The organism is Methylobacterium sp. ap11 (assembly GCF_900110515.1).
In the GTDB taxonomy this organism is placed as follows: Bacteria; Pseudomonadota; Alphaproteobacteria; order Rhizobiales; family Beijerinckiaceae; genus Methylobacterium; species Methylobacterium ajmalii.
Genome location: NZ_FOEB01000004.1, coordinates 322,932 through 340,562 on the forward strand (window position 1 = coordinate 322,932; position 17,631 = coordinate 340,562).

Sequence of the window (17,631 nt, forward strand, 5' to 3'; positions counted from 1 at the left end):
GTCGCCCGCAGGTTCGCGATCATCCGCGAGAGCGCCAGGCCCATCGTGTCCTTGTCGGACAGGGGCTTGGCCTCGACCGCGAGGTTGCCGCGCGCCACCTCGTCGGCGAGGTCGGCGGTCGCCCGCAGGTTGGCGGTCATGCGCGCCATGGCGCCGACGAGGTCGCCGATCTCGTCGCGCGAGGTCGCCTCGATCCGCTGGCCGAGATCGCCGAGGGCGACCGCATCGGCGAGGGACACCGCCCGGGTCAGGCCGCGGGAGATCGACAGGGCGAGCCAGGTCGCGAGGCCGAGGCCGAGGAGCAGGGCCGTCGCCACGGTGCCGATGAGGATGGTCTGCCCCTCGGCCGCGTCGGACTTCGCGCGCAGCACCGCCTCGGACATGCGGCGGTTCTGGAACTCGACCAGGGCGTCGAAGGCGCGGTTGGCGGCCGTGCTGGCGGCGGCGTACTCGCCCGAGGTCAGGTCGGTGGCCCGCAGGGTACTGCCGGTCTCGACGAGGGCGAAGGTCTTACGGAACGAGTCGAGCCAGGCCTCGGCCCGGGCCCGCAGGGCGTCGCCCGGGAGGCCTTGCGCGGCGGCGAGCCGGACGATCCCGTCGAGGGCCTTCGCGGTCTCGTCGCGCAGGGTGCGGGCGGCGGACAGGCGCTCCTCCAGCATCGGCAGCGTGGTGGCGCCGGTGGAGGCCTGGAGCTGGCCCCAGGCCCGCTCCGCCCGGTTCTGGAAGGCGAACACCGCCTGCATCAGCTCGCCGGCATTCTGCGCGGCGGCGCGCTGCATCAGCCCCTCGGCCTCGCCGCGCATGCCGTTCAGCGCCGGGCGCCCGGCCGCGTTGATCTCGCCCCAGGCCTTCACGACCACGTTGGCGCGGGTCAACTCCTGGACCTTCGCCGCCAGCTCGCGCTGGCGCTCGTACTTCGTCAGGAGGTCGGCCAGGAGGCGCCGGCCCTCCTCGGTCTGGATGTACTCCTTGGCCTTGGCGAGCGCGTTGACGGCGTCGGCCCGGTTGTCGGCGGACCGCTTGGCGAACTCGGCCATCTGGGCCTCGTCGGTCGACACGACCATGGCGCGCATGTTCGAGACGCCGCGGATCGCCTGGGCCTTGGCGTCGAGCACCAGGTTCTGCAGTTCCGACCGGCTGACGATGAAGGCCGTCGCCTCGTTGGAGGCGCTCAGCCGCTGGTAGCCGACGCCCCCGGCGACGCCGACGAGGACCAGGACCGCACCGAAGCCGGCCGCCAGCTTGAACTTGATCGTTACGCGCATCGTCGTGTCACCGGGAGAGTTCGAATCGTGTCGGGTGTCGGAGCGGGCCGCCCCGTTGCGGTCAGGCGCTGCGCTTGAAGGCGGCGTCGTCCTCGTCCTCGCCCATGTCGAAGGCAAAGCCGCCGGACGCGGCCGGCCGCGGCGGGGCCGGGCGGCTCGCCTTCACGGGGCTCTTCGCCGCGGTCTTGGCCGAGACATTGGCCGGAACATTGGCCGCGACCTTGGCCTTCGGCTTCGCGGGCGCGGCCATCCGGGAGGCGGCGCGCCGCAGCTGGCCCACCGCCGCATCCGTCTGCGCTCCCGCCTCGGCCTCGCCGATGCGGAAATACGCGATCGTCGCCTGAAGCTGCTCGGCCTGCGCCGCCAGCTCCTCCGACGTCGCCGACACCTGCTCGGACGCCGACGCGTTCTGCTGCGTCACCTTGTCGAGCTGCTGGATCGCCTGGTTGATCTGCGCCGACCCCACGTCCTGCTCACGGCACGCCGCCGTGATCTCCTCCACCAGGCCCGCCGTCCGCTTGATGTCCGGCACCAGGCGGCCCAGCATCTCGCCGGCCTCCCGCGCCACCCGCACGCTGTCGGCCGACAAGGTCCCGATCTCGGCCGCCGCCGTCTGGCTGCGCTCGGCGAGCTTCCTCACCTCGCTCGCCACCACCGCAAACCCACGCCCGTGCTCGCCAGCACGCGCCGCCTCGACGGCGGCGTTGAGCGCCAGAAGGTCGGTCTGGCGGGCGATCTCCTGCACGATGGTGATCTTCTGGGCGATCGTCTGCATCGCCTCGACGGCGCGCCCCACCGCCGCCCCGCTCGCCTCGGCATCGCGAGCCGACTGCCGGGCGATGGTCTCGGTCTGGCTGGCGTTCTGGGCGTTCTGGCGCACGTTGGCGGCCATCTCCTCCATCGAGGCCGAGGCCTCCTCGGTGGACGAGGCCTGCTCGGTCGAGCCCTGCGACAGCTGCTCGGCCGAGGCCGACAGTTCCTGGCTGCCCGCCGACACGTTACCGGCGGCGCCGAGCGCCTCCGACACGACGGTGCGCAGCCGGGCGACGGTGCCGTTCAGGGCCCGGACGAGGTCGCCGATCTCGTCGTCGCTGCGCGGCACGACCTCCCTGGTCAGGTCGCCGGCGGCGAGGGAATCGGCGAGGTCGCTCGCCCGCGCCAGGCTGCGGCCGATGCTGAAGGCGATCAGGAGCGAGGAGGCGAGGCCGACCAGCACCGAGGCGGCGACCACGGCGAGCATCAGCGTCTTGGCGGATTCGGCGCCCTTCAGCGCCGCGGCCGAGACCTCGTCCATGCGGGTGCCGGTGAACTGGGCGTATTGCCGGAAGCCCGCCATCACCTCGCGGCCGACCGTCAGGCCGTCGCCGACGGTGATCGCCCGCGCCCGGATGTCGCCCGCCGCGGCGGCGATCTCGGCCACGCGGCCGACGAGGCCGGTGATCTGCTCGGCCTTGGCCCGCACCTCCGCCGACGGGATCCCGAGCGGCACCAGGGCGGCGACGACGTCGCGCAACGCCGCGCCGGTGGTCTCCGACTCCGTCGCGACCGCGCGCCGCGCCGCCTCGATCTCCGCCAGGGTGGTGGCGCCGACGACCTCGAGGCTGACGCGGGCGAGGCGCGCCGTGCGGTAGCGCAGGGTCTGGAGGTCGAGGCCGGCCCGCTCGCGCTCGGGCGACGGGTCGGCCTTGGCGATCCCGGCGCCGGCGGCGTCGAGGGCGGCGTTGAACGCCGACACCGCGGCGAGGCCGTCGCCCTTCCACAGGCCGGCGGCGTGGTTGGCCGAGTTGAGCCGGGCGAACCGGATCATCTCGTCCTGGAGCTGGTTCAGGCGCCTGTAGCCGGCCTCGGCGGGAACGAGGAGCGCACGGCCCCGCTCGCTGGCGCCCTCGAACACTTCCCTGTAGAGCCGCTGCGCCTCGGTCCGGCGGGCGAGCAGGCTCTCGATGTGGGATTCGCGGTCCTTGTCGGCCGTCAGCAGCAGGATGTTGCGTTCCGAGCGGGTCTGGGCCTGGATCTGCTCCTGCAGCTCGCCGGCGCGGATCGCCTGGCGGCCCTGGGCGACGAGGGCGATCTCGGCCTGTCCCATCTCGGAAAGCTGGGTGTAGGCGAGGCCGCCGGCCCCGAGGGAGAGCAGGATCAGCAGCCCCGAGCTCGCGGCCAGCTTGGCCTTGATCGTCATTCGCACGTGAGATCTCCAGCGGATGGTCGCCGTCGCGCGGCGGTCGGTCGTCGTGTCGGGTCCGGGGCAGTCCGCCCCGCCTCGGTCAAGCGCTGCGCTTGAAGGCGGCGTCGTCCTCGTCCTCGCCCATGTCGAAGGCAAAGCCAGTGGCCGCGGCCGGCCGCGGCGCGACCGGGCGGGCGGCCTTCACCGGGCTCTTCGGGGCGATCTTCGATACAACCTTGGCCTTTGCGGGCGCGGCCATCCGGGAGGCGGCGCGCCGCAGCTGGCCCACCGCCGCGTCCGTCTGCGCCCCCGTCTCGGCCTCGCCGATGCGGAAATACGCGATCGTCGCCTGAAGCTGCTCGGCCTGCGCCGCCAGTTCCTCCGACGTCGCCGACACCTGCTCGGACGCCGACGCGTTCTGCTGCGTCACCTTGTCGAGCTGCTGGATCGCCTGGTTGATCTGCGCCGACCCCACATCCTGCTCACGGCACGCCGCCGTGATCTCCTCCACCAGGCCCGCCGTCCGCTTGATGTCCGGCACCAGGCGGCCCAGCATCTCGCCGGCCTCCCGCGCCACCCGCACGCTGTCGGCCGATAAGGTCCCGATCTCGGCCGCCGCCGTCTGGCTGCGCTCGGCGAGCTTGCGAACCTCGCTCGCCACCACCGCAAAGCCCCGGCCGTGCTCGCCGGCACGGGCCTCGGCGGTGGACGAGGCCTGCTCGGTCGAGCCCTGCGACAGCTGCTCGGCCGAGGCCGACAGCTCCTGGCTGCCGGCCGACACGTTGCCGGCGGCGCCGAGCGCCTCCGACACGACGCTGCGCAGGCGCTCCAGCATGGTCTTGAGGGCGAGGCCGAGGGCATCGCGGTCGGAGAGGGGCCTGGCCTCGACGGTGAGGTCGCCGGCGGCGATCGCCTCGGCCACGGACGCGTTCGCCTTCAGGTTCGCCGTCATGGCGTTGAGCGAAGCGACGAGGGCGCCGATCTCGTCCTGCGAGCGCACCGTCAGGGTCCGGGACAGGTCGCCCTCCGCCACCGCGTCGGCGAGGCCGACCGCCTCGGCGAGGCCGCGGCTGATCGCCAGCGCGATCCAGGTCGAGGCGCCGATGCCGATCGCGAGCGATCCGAGGAGGATCGCGAGCAGCATCATCTTGGCGCTGTCGGCATTCGCCGCGCCCTGCACGGCCGCCTGCGTCATCTCCTGCTTGATGAACGCCGCGACCTCGTCATAGGCCTTGATGGCGGCGGCCAGTTGCTCGCGGCCCTCGCCCATGGTGAGCGTCGCGGCGCGCAGGTTGCCGCCCTCCGCGGCGATCGCGAGCGCGCGCTTCACCAGCGGGGCGGCGGCCTCGTACCGGGAGGCGAGATCGACGGCGCCCTGGCCGAGGCCGGGGGCGGTGGCCTTCGCACGGGCGAGCTCGGCCCGAAACACGGCTTCGAGGGCATCCGCCTCCTTGACCACGCCGTCGAGCTCCGCGAGCGAGCCCGTCGACAGCATGAAGGCAAAGGAGCGGGTGTAGCGCAGCCAGTCGGCGCGCAGGCGCTCGAAGGCGAGGGCGCCGCGCAGAGCCTCCTCGCCCCCCTCCTTGACGATCCGGTCGCGGAGCGCGTCGGAAGCTGCCGTCAGCTGCCGGACCTGCGGCAGGATCTCGGCCTGGTAGAACTGCGAGGCGCGGAAGTTCGAGTTGAGCGAACCCCACTTCGCCGTCTCGGACTGGGTCCGGCCCGCCGCGGCGAGCTTGTCGGCCGCCGTCGCGAGGAGGCGCTGCTCGTCGCCGGTCGCACCGCGCTCGAGCTCGGCGCGCAGGCGGGCGAGCTCGGCGTTCTGATGGGCGAGGAGCTGGCCGAACTCGGCGATCCGCTTCGGATCGCTCTCGAGCACGATGTTCTTCTCGGTCCGGCCGGCGGCGCCGAGGGCGTTCTGCAGGTCGGAGATCGTCCCGACCCGCTGGCCGCGCGCCGCCAGCACCTGCTGGCTCGCCGCGAGCTCGCTCAGGCGCCAGTAGCTCAGGCCGCCGGCCGCCGCGGCGAGCAGCAGAACCAGGCCTGAGGACGCCGCGAGCTTGGCCTTCACCGAGAGCTTCATCGTCTGAACTTTCCGTCGTGATCGAGAGGGCCGGGATTTCAGGCCAGGATGGCTTCGAGGTCGGGCACGATCACGAACTGGTCGTTCCACTTGATCAGGGTGCGCACGAAGTCGGGGCGGATCGCGAGGCCGACCCGCGGCATCGGCCGGGCATCCGAGAACTGGATCTCGGTGACCTCGTGGACCTTGTCGGCGGTCAGCCCGACGCAGACCGGGTCGCCGTCGATCGCGAGCTCGACCACGACGATGCGGGTGTCGGGGCTCGCCGCCCGGGGCGGCAGGCCGAACCGCACCCGCAGGTCGGCGAGCGGGATGATGGCGCCGCGCACGTTGACGACGCTCGGCAGGTGGGGCCGGGCCCCCGCCACCCGGGTGGGAGGCAGGGGATCGATGATCTCGCGCACGAGCCCCGCATCGATCGCGAAGATCTCGTCGGCGATGCCGACCATCAGCGCCTGCACGCGGGTGCCCTCCTGCGCGGCGGCGCCCGGGACGGCGGGGGCTTGCGGGCTCTCGGCCCGGGCGGCGAGGGACATCAGGCGGCCTCGGTCAGGTTGGAGCCGTGCAGGTCGATCCCGGCCCGGGCCTGGCCGGCGGCCAGGAGTTGGGGCACGTCGAGGATCAGGGCGGCGCTGCCGTCGCCCAGGATGGTGGCGCCGGAGAACATCGTGACGTCGGCGTGCAGCTTCGACAGCGACTTGATCACCGTCTGGTGGCTGCCGACGATCTGGTCGGCGACGAAGCCGACCCGCTCGCCGGCGAGCGCCGTGATGATCACCATCTGGTGCGGCTCGGACGGGACGTCGCAGCCGAACAGCTCGCGCAGGCGCAGGTACGGCACCAGCTCGCCGCGGATGTTGAGCAGGCTGCGGCCCCGCGCCTCCCGGTCGGCCTCGGGCAGCTCGACGCATTCCTCCACCGCCGAGAGCGGGATGACGTAGTGCCCGTCGCCGACCCGGATCAGCAGGCCCTCGATGATCGCGAGGGTCAGCGGCAGCCGCAGGGTGAAGGCCGAGCCGGCGCCCTGCTGGGTCGCGAGGTCGATCGAGCCGCGCAGGGATTCGATGGTCTTCTTGACCACGTCCATGCCGACGCCGCGGCCCGACAGGGCCGAGACCTCCCGGGCGGTGGAGAAGCCCGGCGCGAACAGGAACTGGTGGACCTCGTGGTCGCTCAGCGGCGTGCCGGGGGACAGGAGGCCGTTCTCCTCGGCCTTGGCGCGGATGCGGGCGGTGTCGAGGCCGGCGCCGTCGTCGCGCACCGTGATCAGCACCTGGGCGCCGGCATGCTCGGCCTTGAGCAGGATGCGCCCGGTCGGGGCCTTGCCGCCGGCGGCGCGGCGCTCGGGCGCCTCGATGCCATGGTCGATGGCGTTGCGGATCAGGTGGACGAGGGGATCGGCCAGGCGCTCGATCACGGTCTTGTCGAGCTCGGTGTCCTCGCCCTCGGTGACGAAGGCGACCGGCTTGCCGAGGTCGCGCGAGAGGTCGTGCACGAGGCGGCGGAAGCGGCCGAAGAGCGAACCGATCGGCACCATGCGGATGCCCATCGTGGTGTCGCGCAACGCCGCGGCCAGGCGCTCGATCTCCTCCGCCACCGCCTTCACGGCGGGGTCCGAGCGCAGGGCAGCGATCTGGTTCAGCCGCGCCTGGGCGATGACGAGCTCGCCGACCCGGTCCATCAGCGCGTCGAGGCGCTCGGCCTGGACCCGCACGGTGGTGACCGCCTGGTCGTCGGTGCGGCGGGCGGCGGCGGGCGGGGCGGCGACCGGCGCGGGCTCGGCGGCTTCAGGGGCAAGGGCGTCGCGGGCAAGGGCGTCGCGGGCAAGAACGTCGCGGACTTGAGCTTGGACGACCGGGGCCTCGGGCGCCGCCGGCTCGGGAAGTGGCGCCGCCGGTTCGGCCGTCGGGTCGAAGCCGGCGGCCGGCCGCAGGGTGAGCGTCATCTCGTCCGAGACGAACAGGAAGACGTCCTCGATCGCCTCGCGGGTGACGCTGCCGGGCATCACCACGTCCCAGCCGAGATGGAGCCGCGCGGGGTCGAGGGCGGCGAGGTCCGGCACCGCGTCGGTGCGGGCGGTGACCGACCGGGCGCCGAGATCGCGCAATTCGTCGAGGAGCGCCAGCGGGTTGGTGCCGTTGCGCAGGATGTCGGGATCGAAGGCGAGGCCGAGATGCCAGTCCGGCCGGTCGGCCGCCGCCTCGGGGAGCGGCGCCTCGGCGGGGACCGGCACCTGCGGCGCGTCCGCCCCGGCGCCGGGCCGGACCAGGCGCTGCAGCTCGTCGAGGATCGCCGCGCCGATCACCGCGTCGGTGCCGTCCGGGTTCTCGATCAGGAGGCGGATGTAGTCCTTGGCCGAGAGCGACACGTCGATCAGGGCGCGGCTCACGCTGACCTCCCCCTGGCGCACGAGGTCGAACGCGGTCTCGAAATCGTGGGTGAAGGTCGCGACCTGGGCGAAGCCGAACATCGCCCCCGAGCCCTTGATGGTGTGGAGCGCCCGGAACGCGGTGTCGATCAGCGCCCGGTCCTGCGGCCGGTCGCCGAGGTCGAGGAGCGTCGATTCCAGCCGGTCGAGAAGTTCGCTGGCCTCCGTCAGGAAGACCTCGGCGGGATCGATGTGGGTCATGGCGGTACCGGATCACGCGGACGGCGCGGACGTGGCGCGCCCCCGGCAAACGAGGCGGGGCCGCCACCCTGGCGCGCCGTCTGTCGCAGGGTTCGTGACCGCAACCTGGCGCCGCCGTCGATAAATTTCTGTAAATCAGATACAAGTTTAGCGAGATCGGGCCGGAACCGTTCCGCCTGACGCCAAATGTAGAGAGACCGTTAACCGCGATGGCAGCGGCGCGCTCGACAAGGTCGGGAGGCCGGAGACGGCGATCTACCCCGCATCGTGGCGCCGCGCGCGGGGAGCGTGCGGCCGGGACCTGCGGGCGGTCCTTGCCGGTGCTGGGGCGCGAGCGATCGACGGGGGCGTTCCGTCACGCCTTCATCCCGGCGCGCCGCTCGGGCGCCCCGGGATGGGCAACGCGGATGCGCCGGGTGGAGCAGGGCCCCCGGAGGGCGAACCGCCGCGCCGGCTCAGCGCCGCACGAGCTTCGTCACCACCGAGACCAGCTGCTCGGGCTTGAACGGCTTGGTGATCCAGCCGGTCGCGCCGGCGGCCTTGGCCTGCTGCTTCACGCCGTCGTTCGACTCCGTGCTCAGGAACACGATCGGCAGGCCCGACAGCGCCGGGACGCCGCGCAGCCGGCGGATCAGCTCGAGCCCGTCCATTACCGGCATGTTCAGGTCGGTGATGACGAGGTCGATCGGCTCCGCCTGGGCCTTCTTCAGGCCCTCGGCCCCGTCGCCGGCCTCGATGATGGTGTGCCCGGCCGGGCTCAGCGCGACCCGGATCATCTGCCGGATGCTGGGGGAATCGTCGACCGTCAGGATGGTGGCCATGGTGCTGTTCGACCGCTTCAGTGTCCGGGCGGGGGAGGGGCGAGGTCGGACAGGGGGACGCCCGCCCGATCGAAGGCGGCGCTGGCCGCCGCCGAGAGGCCGGTGACGCGCAGCGACCCGCCCGACCGGCGCGCGGTGCCGACCGCGGCGAGCACGACCTGCACGAAGGTCACGTCGGCCCGCACCACGCCCTCGCCGTCGACGTCGACCGGTCCGGCCGCCAGGGCGTCGCCGAGCCGCGCCTGGATCTCGGCCGCATTGCGGATATCGCAATCGTCCGGCAAGGTCAGCGTATAGCGATCGGACATTCCACGCCCCGACAACCCGGTAACGTCGACACGGGAGTACGTGTCCTCTCCTGCGAGATACGCGCCCCAGGCGTAAAGATTCGATGTACGCAGACCGCGTCGACCAGGAAGGACGGCCAGGCACCGGCCGTCGCCGGTGCGCCGTCGGCGGCGGACAACACTTCCCGATCGTGCGCCGCACGGGCCCGCTACTGCAACTAACGAACCGCGGGCGAGGGATTTTTCGTTCGCCGTCACGCGCGACATAACCCTTCGTTCAGCCCAAGGCGCCTATTCCTCGACGGCACAGGGACGACGCGAAGCGAGACGACGGCCGACCGTCCAATCGCCGTCACAGGATGGTGCCGACGATGCAGACCCAGTTTCCCCGGCACCGGGCCGCGGAGCGCCCGCCGATCCTGTCGCCGGAGAACGCGGCCTTCCTCCAGGACTGGCTCGGCCTCTCGGCCGTGCAGCGCCGGGCCCTCGACGCCCTCGTCGGCGAGATCGACGGGGTGACGGCCCATACCGAGAGCCACGTCCAGGACCTGTCCGGGCGCTTCCAGCGCATCGCCGCGGCGAGCCGCGAGCAGGAGGGCATCATCGCCGGGCTCGCCGACGCGGTCCGCTCCGTCACCATCGACGAGCGCAAGCTGTCGCTGTCCGAGGTCTCGGCAGGGTTCGAGGCGACGTTCTCGTCGCTCTCCACCAAGGTCGCCGCCCTGTCGGAGCGGGGCGAGGCGATGGTCTCGACCCTCGACGGGCTCCTGGGCACGCTCGGCCGGATCGAGTCGAGCGTGGTCGAGATCGACAAGATCAACCGCCAGACCAACCTGCTCGCGCTCAATGCCAAGATCGAGGCGGCGCGGGCGGGCGACGCCGGCCGCGCCTTCGCGGTGGTGGCCGACGAGGTGCGCGACCTCGCCAAGTCGATCAGCGCGGTCTCGAGCGGGGTGCGCGAGCAGATCGGCGCCATCGCCGGGGGCCTGCGCGGCAGCCACGCCGCCATGCGGGAGATCGCCTCGGTGGACGTCTCCGACGAGAGCCGCGCCGCCACCGCGCGGTTCCGCACCGTGATGGAGACCCTGGCCCAGCAGGGCGACCGCTTCGCGGCGATCCTCGACGGCACCGCCCGCACCACCGGCGAGATCACCGCCGACGTCTCGGCCGCGCTGGTGGCGATGCAGTTCCAGGACCTCGCCAAGCAGCGGCTCGACAACATCGCGCGCTGCCTCACCGCCCTGTCGGCGGCCCTGGCCGAGCAGGAGGGGCGCACCCCGCTCGCCGCCGACCCGGACGAGACCCCGGACGCCGCCTGGGCCGAGCGGATGATCGCCGCCGTGACCCTCTACGAGATCCGCGAGCGCCTCGGCCAGCGGATCCTCGGCCGGCCGGCCGGCGGCCAGGAGCCGGCCGCCGCGAGCGGCGCGGACGACGACGGGATCGAGCTTTTCTGAGAGCCTGTTTGACTTACGACGACACGATCGCGAGGGGATTTTCCATCCTACCCTCCACCTCATCCTGAGGTGCTGGCGATCATAGATCGCGGGCGATCGAAGATCGCTGAGCCTCGAAGGAGGGATCCAGTGATCTCGGAGGCTTCTGAAGCCCTCCTTCGAGGTCAGTCGATCACAGATCGCGAGCGATCTCCGATCGCCGACACGTCAGGATGAGGTTGTTTATTAGATAGATTATATCTATCGTTCAAGCAGTCTCTGAGACCTCGCTTGATCTCGATGGAAGTCTTTCTCCCACTCCCGGCCATTGGGACACGCAAGGCCGAGCAGGGCGACGAGACGGCCCGGAGCGCGGACGGGGCAGGGGACGCGACAGCTGGAGCGCCCGCTGACCACTCGGTGTGGGCTCGCGGAAGACGGAGGTTCCGGCCCCGTCGGTTCAGCCTCCTGACCGAGGTCACGGAGGCGATGCGTCATGAGGCCAACGACAGAGGTGCCACGCTCCACGGGAATCCAGGCGACCCGACCCGCTTCCTCCTTCACGAGATTCGGGCCGATCGCGGAGATGTTGTGAACGTCGAGCAGGCTGCTGAAAAAGGGCTTCGCCCATCGGCAGAAGCAGATTCGCTCCTCTGCGATGGTATTGCGACACATTTGCGCCGACCCGAAGAAGCGCCGTAGAACGGCCTCAAGACTCATATACGATCATGATGATATTAAAACCAATACTGCCGATAAAGACAGGCAAATATCAATATTATTGATAAATAATCTCATGTGTCGCACATGAACATTGAAGGGAAAAGCATGAACGTCTTTTCGCAGGACGTTCTCTGGGCGAAACGCGATGCCGCGGGCCGATAGCATTCCCTGGTCGGGCATTCAGCCGATGTGAGCGCGGCACTGGCGGCACTGTTGGATCTACCGCTGATCGGCACCCGCCTGCAGCGGCTATGTTGGGCGGACGAAGCTGACGCCGCGGCGATTTCGGCCAAGCTCTCGGCACTCGCCTTCCTTCATGACATCGGCAAGGCCAATCGCGGCTTCCAGGCCCGGTCGAACGCCGATGCGCCGCATGTCGGCCACATCGATGAACTCGCCTGGGTGTTCTCCGTTCGCCACGGCGCAGAGGCCGTGTGCGACCGCCTCTACGGAAGGCTCGGGCTCGACCGGGTTGCGGCTTGGCTTCCAAGCGACAATCCGGGCCTGTTCCACGCGGTGTTCGCTCACCATGGGCGCCCGTGGGTCCTGGGCGGCGGGGGACGTCAAGCCGATGACGGGGATGCCTCGGCGCAGTGGTGGGACGGGCCCGACGATCCCATGGCCAAGCTCGCGCCGATGCGGGCAGCGTTCGACACCTGGTTCGGGAACGCCCTCGCCGATGCGAGCCCGCTGCCCGACCACGCAGCCTTCGAGCACGCCTTCGCGGGACTCTTGATGCTGGCCGACTGGCTCGGCTCGAACCCGTCACCCGACTTCTTTCCCTTCGACGAGGGCCGGCCCGAGGACCGGATGGCGTTCGCGCAAGCCCGTTCGAGCGTCGTCCTCTCCGCGACCGGCCCCGATGCGCGGCCCGCGCGCGCAGCCGCGTGCCGGGTCGGGGCCAGCTTCGCCCAGGCCTTCGCGCAACCTGGCCGGCCGCCTTTCGTGGCGAGGCCGATCCAGGCCGAGACGGCGCGGCATTGTGCGCGACTGCTGGTGCTCGAGGCCGAGACCGGCTCTGGCAAAACCGAGGCCGCCCTGTGGCGCTACTGCGAGCTCTTTCGCCAAGGCGTCGTCGACGGCCTCTACTCTGCCCTGCCGACCCGCGTCGCGGCCACGCAGATCTTCGAACGGGTCAAGCGGTGCCGGGACAACGTCTTTCCGCCGCACCAGCGGCCGGCCGTCGTCCTGGCGGTCCCGGGCCAGATGCGCGTCGACGAGGCGGAGGGCACCCGCCTGCCCGATTTCGGCGTGCAATGGAGCGACGACGGCGATCGTGCGGCCCGTTGGGCCGCCGAGCATCCGAAACGATACCTCGCAACCCCGATCGCCGTCGGCACGATCGATCAGGCGCTGCTCGGCGCGGTGCGGGTGAAGCACGCGCATCTGCGCGCCGTCTCGCTGCTGAACAAGCTCCTGGTGGTCGACGAGGTCCACGCCTCCGACGCCTACATGGAGCGGCTGCTCGCGAACCTGCTGCGCTTCCATGTCGGGGCGGGCGGCCACGCGCTGCTCCTGTCGGCGACGCTCGGGGCGGGCGCCCGCGCCCGCCTGCTAGGGGGGCGGGGCTGGTTTGCCGGAGAGATCGTCGGGCAGGGGAAAGCGAAACTCGTAGCGGCCAGCGCGGCGCTGAACGAACTTCATGCGGCCCATCGTACTTGGTCCCGTAGCGCGCGAGTGTACCGCGCCGGCGGGCAAGCACCTGAAATTCAACAGATTCTGGGGTTGTAATGATTTTACCACCGCGTGGCGCGCCCTACGGGACTCGAACCCGTGTTTTCGCCGTGAAAGGGCGACGTCCTAGACCGCTAGACGAAGGGCGCCGTGCGGGGCGAGGGGAGCTATAGTGGGGTTCGGTCGGCAGGGCAACCGGATTGATGGGCTTGACGGGGGCCGGGGGCTCGGTCTTGTCGGCCGTGGATATGGGCCTTGAACGCGGGCGGGACGCAGGATGACGACGAGGCAGGCGCCGCGTGGGGGCGGTTGGAAGAGTGGGCCGGGCAAGGGTGGGCCGGGCAAGGGCGGCTCGGGCAACGGGGGGTTCAGCAAGGGGAGTTTCGGCAAGGGCGGCTTCAACCGGGGGCCGGCCCGCGGTGGGGCGGGCGGGCGGCCCGGCGGCGACGATCTGGACGGGCCGGCCCTGCTGTATGGCTGGCATCCGGTCTCGGAGGCGCTGCGCAACCCCAGGCGCGTGCTGATCAAGCTGCTCGCCACCGAGAACGCGATGGTGCGCCTGACCGAGGAGGTGGGCGAACTGCGCATCGTGCCCGAGATCGTCAAGCCCGGCACCATCACCGGGCTGCTCGGGCCGGACGCGGTGCACCAGGGCCTCTACCTCGAGGCCGAGCCGCTGGAGGGCCCGGCCTTCGACACGCTGCCCGCCGACGCGGTGCTGCTCGCCCTCGACCAGATCACCGATCCGCACAATGTCGGCGCCATCGTGCGCACGGCGGCGGCGTTCGGCGTCACCGCCATCGTGACGACCGCCCGGCACTCGCCCACCGTCACCGGGGTCCTCGCCAAGTCCGCCTCGGGCGGGCTCGAGCATGTCCCGTTCGTGGTGGTGCGCAACCTCGCCGAGGCCCTGATCGAGCTCGGCGAGCGCGGCTTCACCCGGGTCGGGCTCGATTCCGAGGCGCCCGAGACCCTGGACGCGGTCGGGCCGAAGACGCCGCTCGTCGTGGTGCTCGGGGCCGAGGGCAAGGGGCTGCGCCAGCGCACCCGCGAATGCTGCGACGTGATGGCCCGGATCCCGTTCCGGGGCGCGATCCAGAGCCTCAACGTCTCGAACGCCGCCGCGATCACCCTGTACGCCCTGATGCCCCACGCCTGACGGCGTGGGGATCTCGCACCCGACGGCGCGGGAGCCGGTGTCAGCGCCAGAACGGGCGGACGTCGACCAGGGCCTCGTGCGCCTTGGCGGCCTCGGCGAGCAGGTGCCGTGTGCGTGCCTCTGTGTCGGCGGTGGTGAGCCCGGCGGCGAAGACCGCGCCGGCCGGCGCACCCCGGGCGAGGTCCTGGGCGAGGGTGTGCGCGGTGGCAATATCGTTGAGGTCGCCGAGATGGTCCTGGAGGTCGGCCAGGGCCTCGACGAAGGCCGCATGGCGCTTGGCCGCCTTCCTGGCCGAGCCCTTGCCTGCTCCCTTTCCAGTGTAGAGCGCGGCGAAGAACTCGGCGCCGTAGCGCAGCTTCTTGGCGGCGATCCGCACCCGGTGGCGCTCCTCCGGATCCAGGTCGGCGAGGTGGCGGCCGCGCTTCTTCACCTGGCGGCGGCGGCGCTCCAGCTCCTCGGTGGCGAAGGCCCGGGCCGGTCCGTCGCGGAGCGCGGCGTTCGGGTTGTCGGGGCCGAGCCAGGGCCCGGTCTCGATCCAGGCGACGAGGTCGAGGAGGAAGTCGCGCCACGCGCGGCTCTCCAGCACGCCGCGCACGACGGTGTGCGCCGCCTCGCGCTCGGTCTCGAGGTGGCGCTCCAGGATCAGGAGGCCGCCCTCGTCCGGGCGCCGCTCGCGCTCGCGCGACAGGGTCTTGCCGAGATAGACGTCGAGGTTGCGGGCGTGGCCGAAGGGCTCGCTCAGGCGCTTCAGCTCGGCCTTGATGCCCGGCATGCGCCGGTCCTCGATCACGGCGCCGAACAGCGAGAAGGCCGAGCGCAGGCGGCGCAGGGACACCCGCAGCTGGTGCAGGGCCTCGACGTCGCGGTGGCCGAGCAGCACGGTCTCGTTGAGGCGCATCTGGCGCAGGCAGGCGAGGGCCACGGCCCGGAACGCCGCCGCGGCGCTCATGCCGGGATCGAGCGGCACCGGCTCGGCCTTTACGGCGCGGCCGAGGCGGTCGCGGACCAGCGCGTCGCCGCGCTCGAACTTGCTCAGCACGCCGAGGCGCAGCGGCACGTCGGCGGCGAGCGCCCGGGCGAGGTCGAACAGGGCGGCGGGCGCGCCGCCGGTCAGCTCGAGCTCGATCTCGCTGACCGGCGAGACCCGGTCGTCGGGGGTGACGAGCCGGCCCTGGTCGAGCGCGACCTCGATGCGGCTGCCGGCCGGCCCGGTATCGGCGAGGCGGCGCAGGAAGCGGGTGACGCTGGAGGTGTAGAGGGGGGCGAGATCCTCCGCGCCGCCGAGGAGGTCGGCGAGCGGGGTGCCGGCGAAGGCGGCGGGGTCGGGGTGCGGGCCGGAGACGGTGGTCTCCCATTCCGGACGGTCGAACAGGCCGGCGGCGGCGGAGCCCCGCGCCTTCACGGTCTGGAGGTGGCGGTCGCCGTCCCGGCGCACCCGCAGGGTGTAGCCGGCCTCGCGCAGGCGGCTATCCGGCGTGTCGTAATAGACCGAGGTCAGCTCGGTCTCGGCCCAGTCTCCGGCGAGCAGCGGGTGCTCCCGCAGCCGGGCGAGGTCGGAGGCCTCGACATCCAGCTTCAGCTCGGTCTCGCGCGGTTCGCTCATCACGGCGGTCCTGATCTCCCGTTCGACCCGTTCGATGTCAGGGGTCGAACGGAAATCATGGCCGAGGCGAAAGGTTTCGCCTAGGCCTTGCCGTAGGCGGAACACGCGAACGGCGCGTCAGCGGGCTCGCAGATGCGCGAGGAGCCGCGCCGCCCCGGCCTCCGGGGCGCCGTCGTTCACCACCACGAGGTCGGCGACGACCGAGGCCGAGCGGGCGAGCCGGGCGCCGAGGTCGCCGTCCTCGCGCCGGCCGCGGGCGGCGAGGCGGGCGGCCAGCACGTCGGGCGGCGCCGTCACCTCGACCACGCTGACGCCGGGCAGGCGCCGGCGCGCCTCGCCGACCACCCGGCGCGAGACGTTGCAGATCACGACATGCCCGTCGCGGGCGAGGAGCGCGGTCTCCCCCGGCAGCGCGTAGCCGAGGTTGTGGGCGCGCCAGGACAGGGCGAAGCGACCCGCCGCCTCGCCCTCGCGAAACGCGTCCTCGCCGATCGTGTCGTTGTCCTCGTGCTCCGAGGGCGGACGGGTGACGAGGCGGCGCGGGAAGACGAAGCGGGGCTCGTCGGCCAGAGTCGCGCGGGCGAGCCGCAGGAGGGTGTCCTTGCCGGCCCCGCTCGGGCCGACGACGAGAACGAAGCCGCCGGCCATCACGCGACCCGCGCGCCCTGGCGCCAGACCTGGCGCACCACCGGCACGCCCGCGGCGGGGCGCACCCGCACGAGGTCGGCCCGCAGGCCCCGGGCGATGGCGCCGCGATCGGTCAGGCCGGTGGCCCGGGCCGGGTTGGCGGTGACGGTGGCGATCGCCTGGGGCAGGGTGATGGCGTCGACCCGCTCGGGCAGGCCGAAGGCCGCCATCAGCAGGCTCGCCGGCACGTAGTCGGAGGAGAGCACGTCGAGCAGGCCGTCCCGGGCGAGGTCTTCCGCCGCGACGTTGCCGGAATGCGAGCCGCCGCGGATCAGGTTCGGCGCGCCCATCATCACGGTGATGCCGGCCTCGTGCGCCGCCCGCGCCGCGTCCACGGTGGTGGGGAACTCGGCGAGCCGCACGCCCTCGTCCCGCGCCATGGCGACGTCGGCCAGCGTGGTGTCGTCGTGGCTGGCGAGCGCGATGCCCCGCTCCCGGGCGAGATCGACGAGGGCCGGGCGGTTGATCGCGTTGAAGGCCTGGCCGTCGCGGATCTTCAGGGCGGTGTTGGCCTGAATCTCGGAGAGCGAGCGGCCGCCGCGGGTGGCGTAGGTGTAGTACTTGTCGATGTCGCGGAACTGGCGCTGGCCGGGGGTGTGATCCATCAGCGAGATCAGCCCGACGGGGTAGCGCGCCGTGAAGTCCCGCACCGTCTCCATCAGGTCGGCGGAGGGGATCTCGCAGCGCAGGTGCGTCCGGTGGTCGGCGCGGAAGAGGTCGGCGCCCCTCGCGGTCTCGATCGCGCCGGCGAGCTGCATCAGCTCGGGGCCGAGCCCGCTGCCGTCCGGGTCGCTGCCGGCGCGCAGCGAATCGAACACCGTGGTGATGCCCGACGCCGCGATCTGCGCGTCGTAGGCGAGCACGGCGCCGAGCGGGTGCCAGCGCACCTTGGGGCGGGGCGCGTAGTGGCTCTCGAGGTGGTCGGTGTGCAGCTCGACGAGGCCCGGGATGAGATGGTCGCCCTGGAGGTCGAGGCCGCGCTCGGGCGCGCGGCCCTCGCCGATCTCGGCGATGCGGCCGTCGACCACGGCGAGCCAGCCGTGCTGCACCCGGTCGGGCAGCACCAGGGTGGCGTTCTCGAGGATCCGGTCTTGCATGGA

General features: G+C 72.1%; 13 protein-coding genes and 1 tRNA gene. 3 read left to right on the top strand and 11 right to left on the bottom strand.

Annotated features, from left to right (window positions below; all coding sequences use genetic code 11):
- The 7 genes from BMX97_RS32720 to BMX97_RS32725 form a co-directional block, all read right to left on the bottom strand.
- A partial coding sequence (locus BMX97_RS32720) for an MCP four helix bundle domain-containing protein (RefSeq protein ID WP_177202146.1) occupies window positions 1–1,265 on the bottom strand: 1,265 nt, incomplete at its 3' end.
- A 61-nt stretch (window positions 1,266–1,326) separates the two neighbouring features.
- Window positions 1,327–3,444, bottom strand: a complete 2,118-nt coding sequence (locus BMX97_RS08100; RefSeq protein ID WP_143074580.1) for a methyl-accepting chemotaxis protein — start codon at window positions 3,442–3,444, stop codon at window positions 1,327–1,329.
- Between the two features lie 85 nt (window positions 3,445–3,529).
- Window positions 3,530–5,512, bottom strand: a complete 1,983-nt coding sequence (locus BMX97_RS08105; RefSeq protein WP_091747802.1) for a methyl-accepting chemotaxis protein — start codon at window positions 5,510–5,512, stop codon at window positions 3,530–3,532.
- 38 nt (window positions 5,513–5,550) lie between these two features.
- Window positions 5,551–5,961 (bottom strand): chemotaxis protein CheW, encoded by a 411-nt coding sequence (locus BMX97_RS08110; protein WP_060849471.1) that lies wholly within the window; start codon window positions 5,959–5,961, stop codon window positions 5,551–5,553.
- A gap of 86 nt (window positions 5,962–6,047) precedes the next feature.
- Window positions 6,048–8,141, bottom strand: coding sequence for a chemotaxis protein CheA (locus BMX97_RS08115; RefSeq protein ID WP_091747806.1), 2,094 nt, complete (start codon window positions 8,139–8,141; stop codon window positions 6,048–6,050).
- Between the two features lie 455 nt (window positions 8,142–8,596).
- Complete coding sequence (locus tag BMX97_RS08120; RefSeq protein WP_091747809.1) at window positions 8,597–8,962, bottom strand: response regulator; 366 nt, start codon at window positions 8,960–8,962, stop codon at window positions 8,597–8,599.
- A gap of 17 nt (window positions 8,963–8,979) precedes the next feature.
- Entirely contained in the window at window positions 8,980–9,270 is a 291-nt protein-coding gene (locus BMX97_RS32725; RefSeq protein ID WP_177202147.1) for an STAS domain-containing protein, read from the bottom strand.
- Between the two features lie 350 nt (window positions 9,271–9,620).
- Here BMX97_RS32725 and BMX97_RS08130 point away from each other — a divergent pair, with 350 nt between their 5' ends.
- Together BMX97_RS08130 and BMX97_RS08135 are read left to right on the top strand one after the other, a co-directional pair.
- Window positions 9,621–10,706 (top strand): methyl-accepting chemotaxis protein, encoded by a 1,086-nt coding sequence (locus BMX97_RS08130; protein ID WP_177202148.1) that lies wholly within the window; start codon window positions 9,621–9,623, stop codon window positions 10,704–10,706.
- An 870-nt stretch (window positions 10,707–11,576) separates the two neighbouring features.
- On the top strand, window positions 11,577–13,139 hold the full coding sequence (locus BMX97_RS08135; RefSeq protein WP_280142790.1) for a CRISPR-associated endonuclease Cas3'': 1,563 nt from the start codon (window positions 11,577–11,579) through the stop codon (window positions 13,137–13,139).
- Window positions 13,140–13,155: 16 nt separating this feature from the next.
- On the opposite strand, the gene BMX97_RS08140 is transcribed toward BMX97_RS08135, so the two are convergent.
- A tRNA-Glu gene (locus tag BMX97_RS08140) sits at window positions 13,156–13,231 on the bottom strand.
- Between the two features lie 128 nt (window positions 13,232–13,359).
- Between BMX97_RS08140 and rlmB the strand changes: the two genes are divergently transcribed.
- Window positions 13,360–14,241, top strand: coding sequence for a 23S rRNA (guanosine(2251)-2'-O)-methyltransferase RlmB (rlmB, locus tag BMX97_RS08145; protein WP_244538329.1), 882 nt, complete (start codon window positions 13,360–13,362; stop codon window positions 14,239–14,241).
- 40 nt (window positions 14,242–14,281) lie between these two features.
- Here the strand turns inward: rlmB and BMX97_RS08150 are convergent, their stop codons facing one another.
- The 3 genes from BMX97_RS08150 to BMX97_RS08160 all read right to left on the bottom strand — a co-directional run bounded on the left by BMX97_RS08150 (window position 14,282) and on the right by BMX97_RS08160 (window position 17,628).
- Complete coding sequence (locus BMX97_RS08150) at window positions 14,282–15,844, bottom strand: CYTH and CHAD domain-containing protein (RefSeq protein WP_091747821.1); 1,563 nt, start codon at window positions 15,842–15,844, stop codon at window positions 14,282–14,284.
- 117 nt (window positions 15,845–15,961) lie between these two features.
- A complete protein-coding gene (gene phnN, locus BMX97_RS08155; RefSeq protein ID WP_177202149.1) occupies window positions 15,962–16,492 on the bottom strand; it encodes a phosphonate metabolism protein/1,5-bisphosphokinase (PRPP-forming) PhnN in 531 nt (176 codons plus the stop codon).
- Entirely contained in the window at window positions 16,492–17,628 is a 1,137-nt protein-coding gene (locus BMX97_RS08160; RefSeq protein WP_091747992.1) for an alpha-D-ribose 1-methylphosphonate 5-triphosphate diphosphatase, read from the bottom strand. Before BMX97_RS08160 ends, phnN begins: the two co-directional genes overlap by 1 nt.
- Window positions 17,629–17,631: the final 3 nt, after the last annotated feature.

Coding starts and splice junctions, on each gene's coding strand:
- phnN (WP_177202149.1), bottom strand. CDS start 16,492: ATGGCCGGCGGCTTCGTTCTCGTCGTCGGCCCGAGCGGGGCCGGCAAG.
- BMX97_RS08160 (WP_091747992.1), bottom strand. CDS start 17,628: ATGCAAGACCGGATCCTCGAGAACGCCACCCTGGTGCTGCCCGACCGG.
- BMX97_RS08120 (WP_091747809.1), bottom strand. CDS start 8,962: ATGGCCACCATCCTGACGGTCGACGATTCCCCCAGCATCCGGCAGATG.
- BMX97_RS08115 (WP_091747806.1), bottom strand. CDS start 8,141: ATGACCCACATCGATCCCGCCGAGGTCTTCCTGACGGAGGCCAGCGAA.
- BMX97_RS08105 (WP_091747802.1), bottom strand. CDS start 5,512: ATGAAGCTCTCGGTGAAGGCCAAGCTCGCGGCGTCCTCAGGCCTGGTT.
- rlmB (WP_244538329.1), top strand. CDS start 13,360: ATGACGACGAGGCAGGCGCCGCGTGGGGGCGGTTGGAAGAGTGGGCCG.
- BMX97_RS08130 (WP_177202148.1), top strand. CDS start 9,621: ATGCAGACCCAGTTTCCCCGGCACCGGGCCGCGGAGCGCCCGCCGATC.
- BMX97_RS08150 (WP_091747821.1), bottom strand. CDS start 15,844: ATGAGCGAACCGCGCGAGACCGAGCTGAAGCTGGATGTCGAGGCCTCC.
- BMX97_RS08100 (WP_143074580.1), bottom strand. CDS start 3,444: ATGACGATCAAGGCCAAGCTGGCCGCGAGCTCGGGGCTGCTGATCCTG.
- BMX97_RS08110 (WP_060849471.1), bottom strand. CDS start 5,961: ATGGTCGGCATCGCCGACGAGATCTTCGCGATCGATGCGGGGCTCGTG.
- BMX97_RS32725 (WP_177202147.1), bottom strand. CDS start 9,270: ATGTCCGATCGCTATACGCTGACCTTGCCGGACGATTGCGATATCCGC.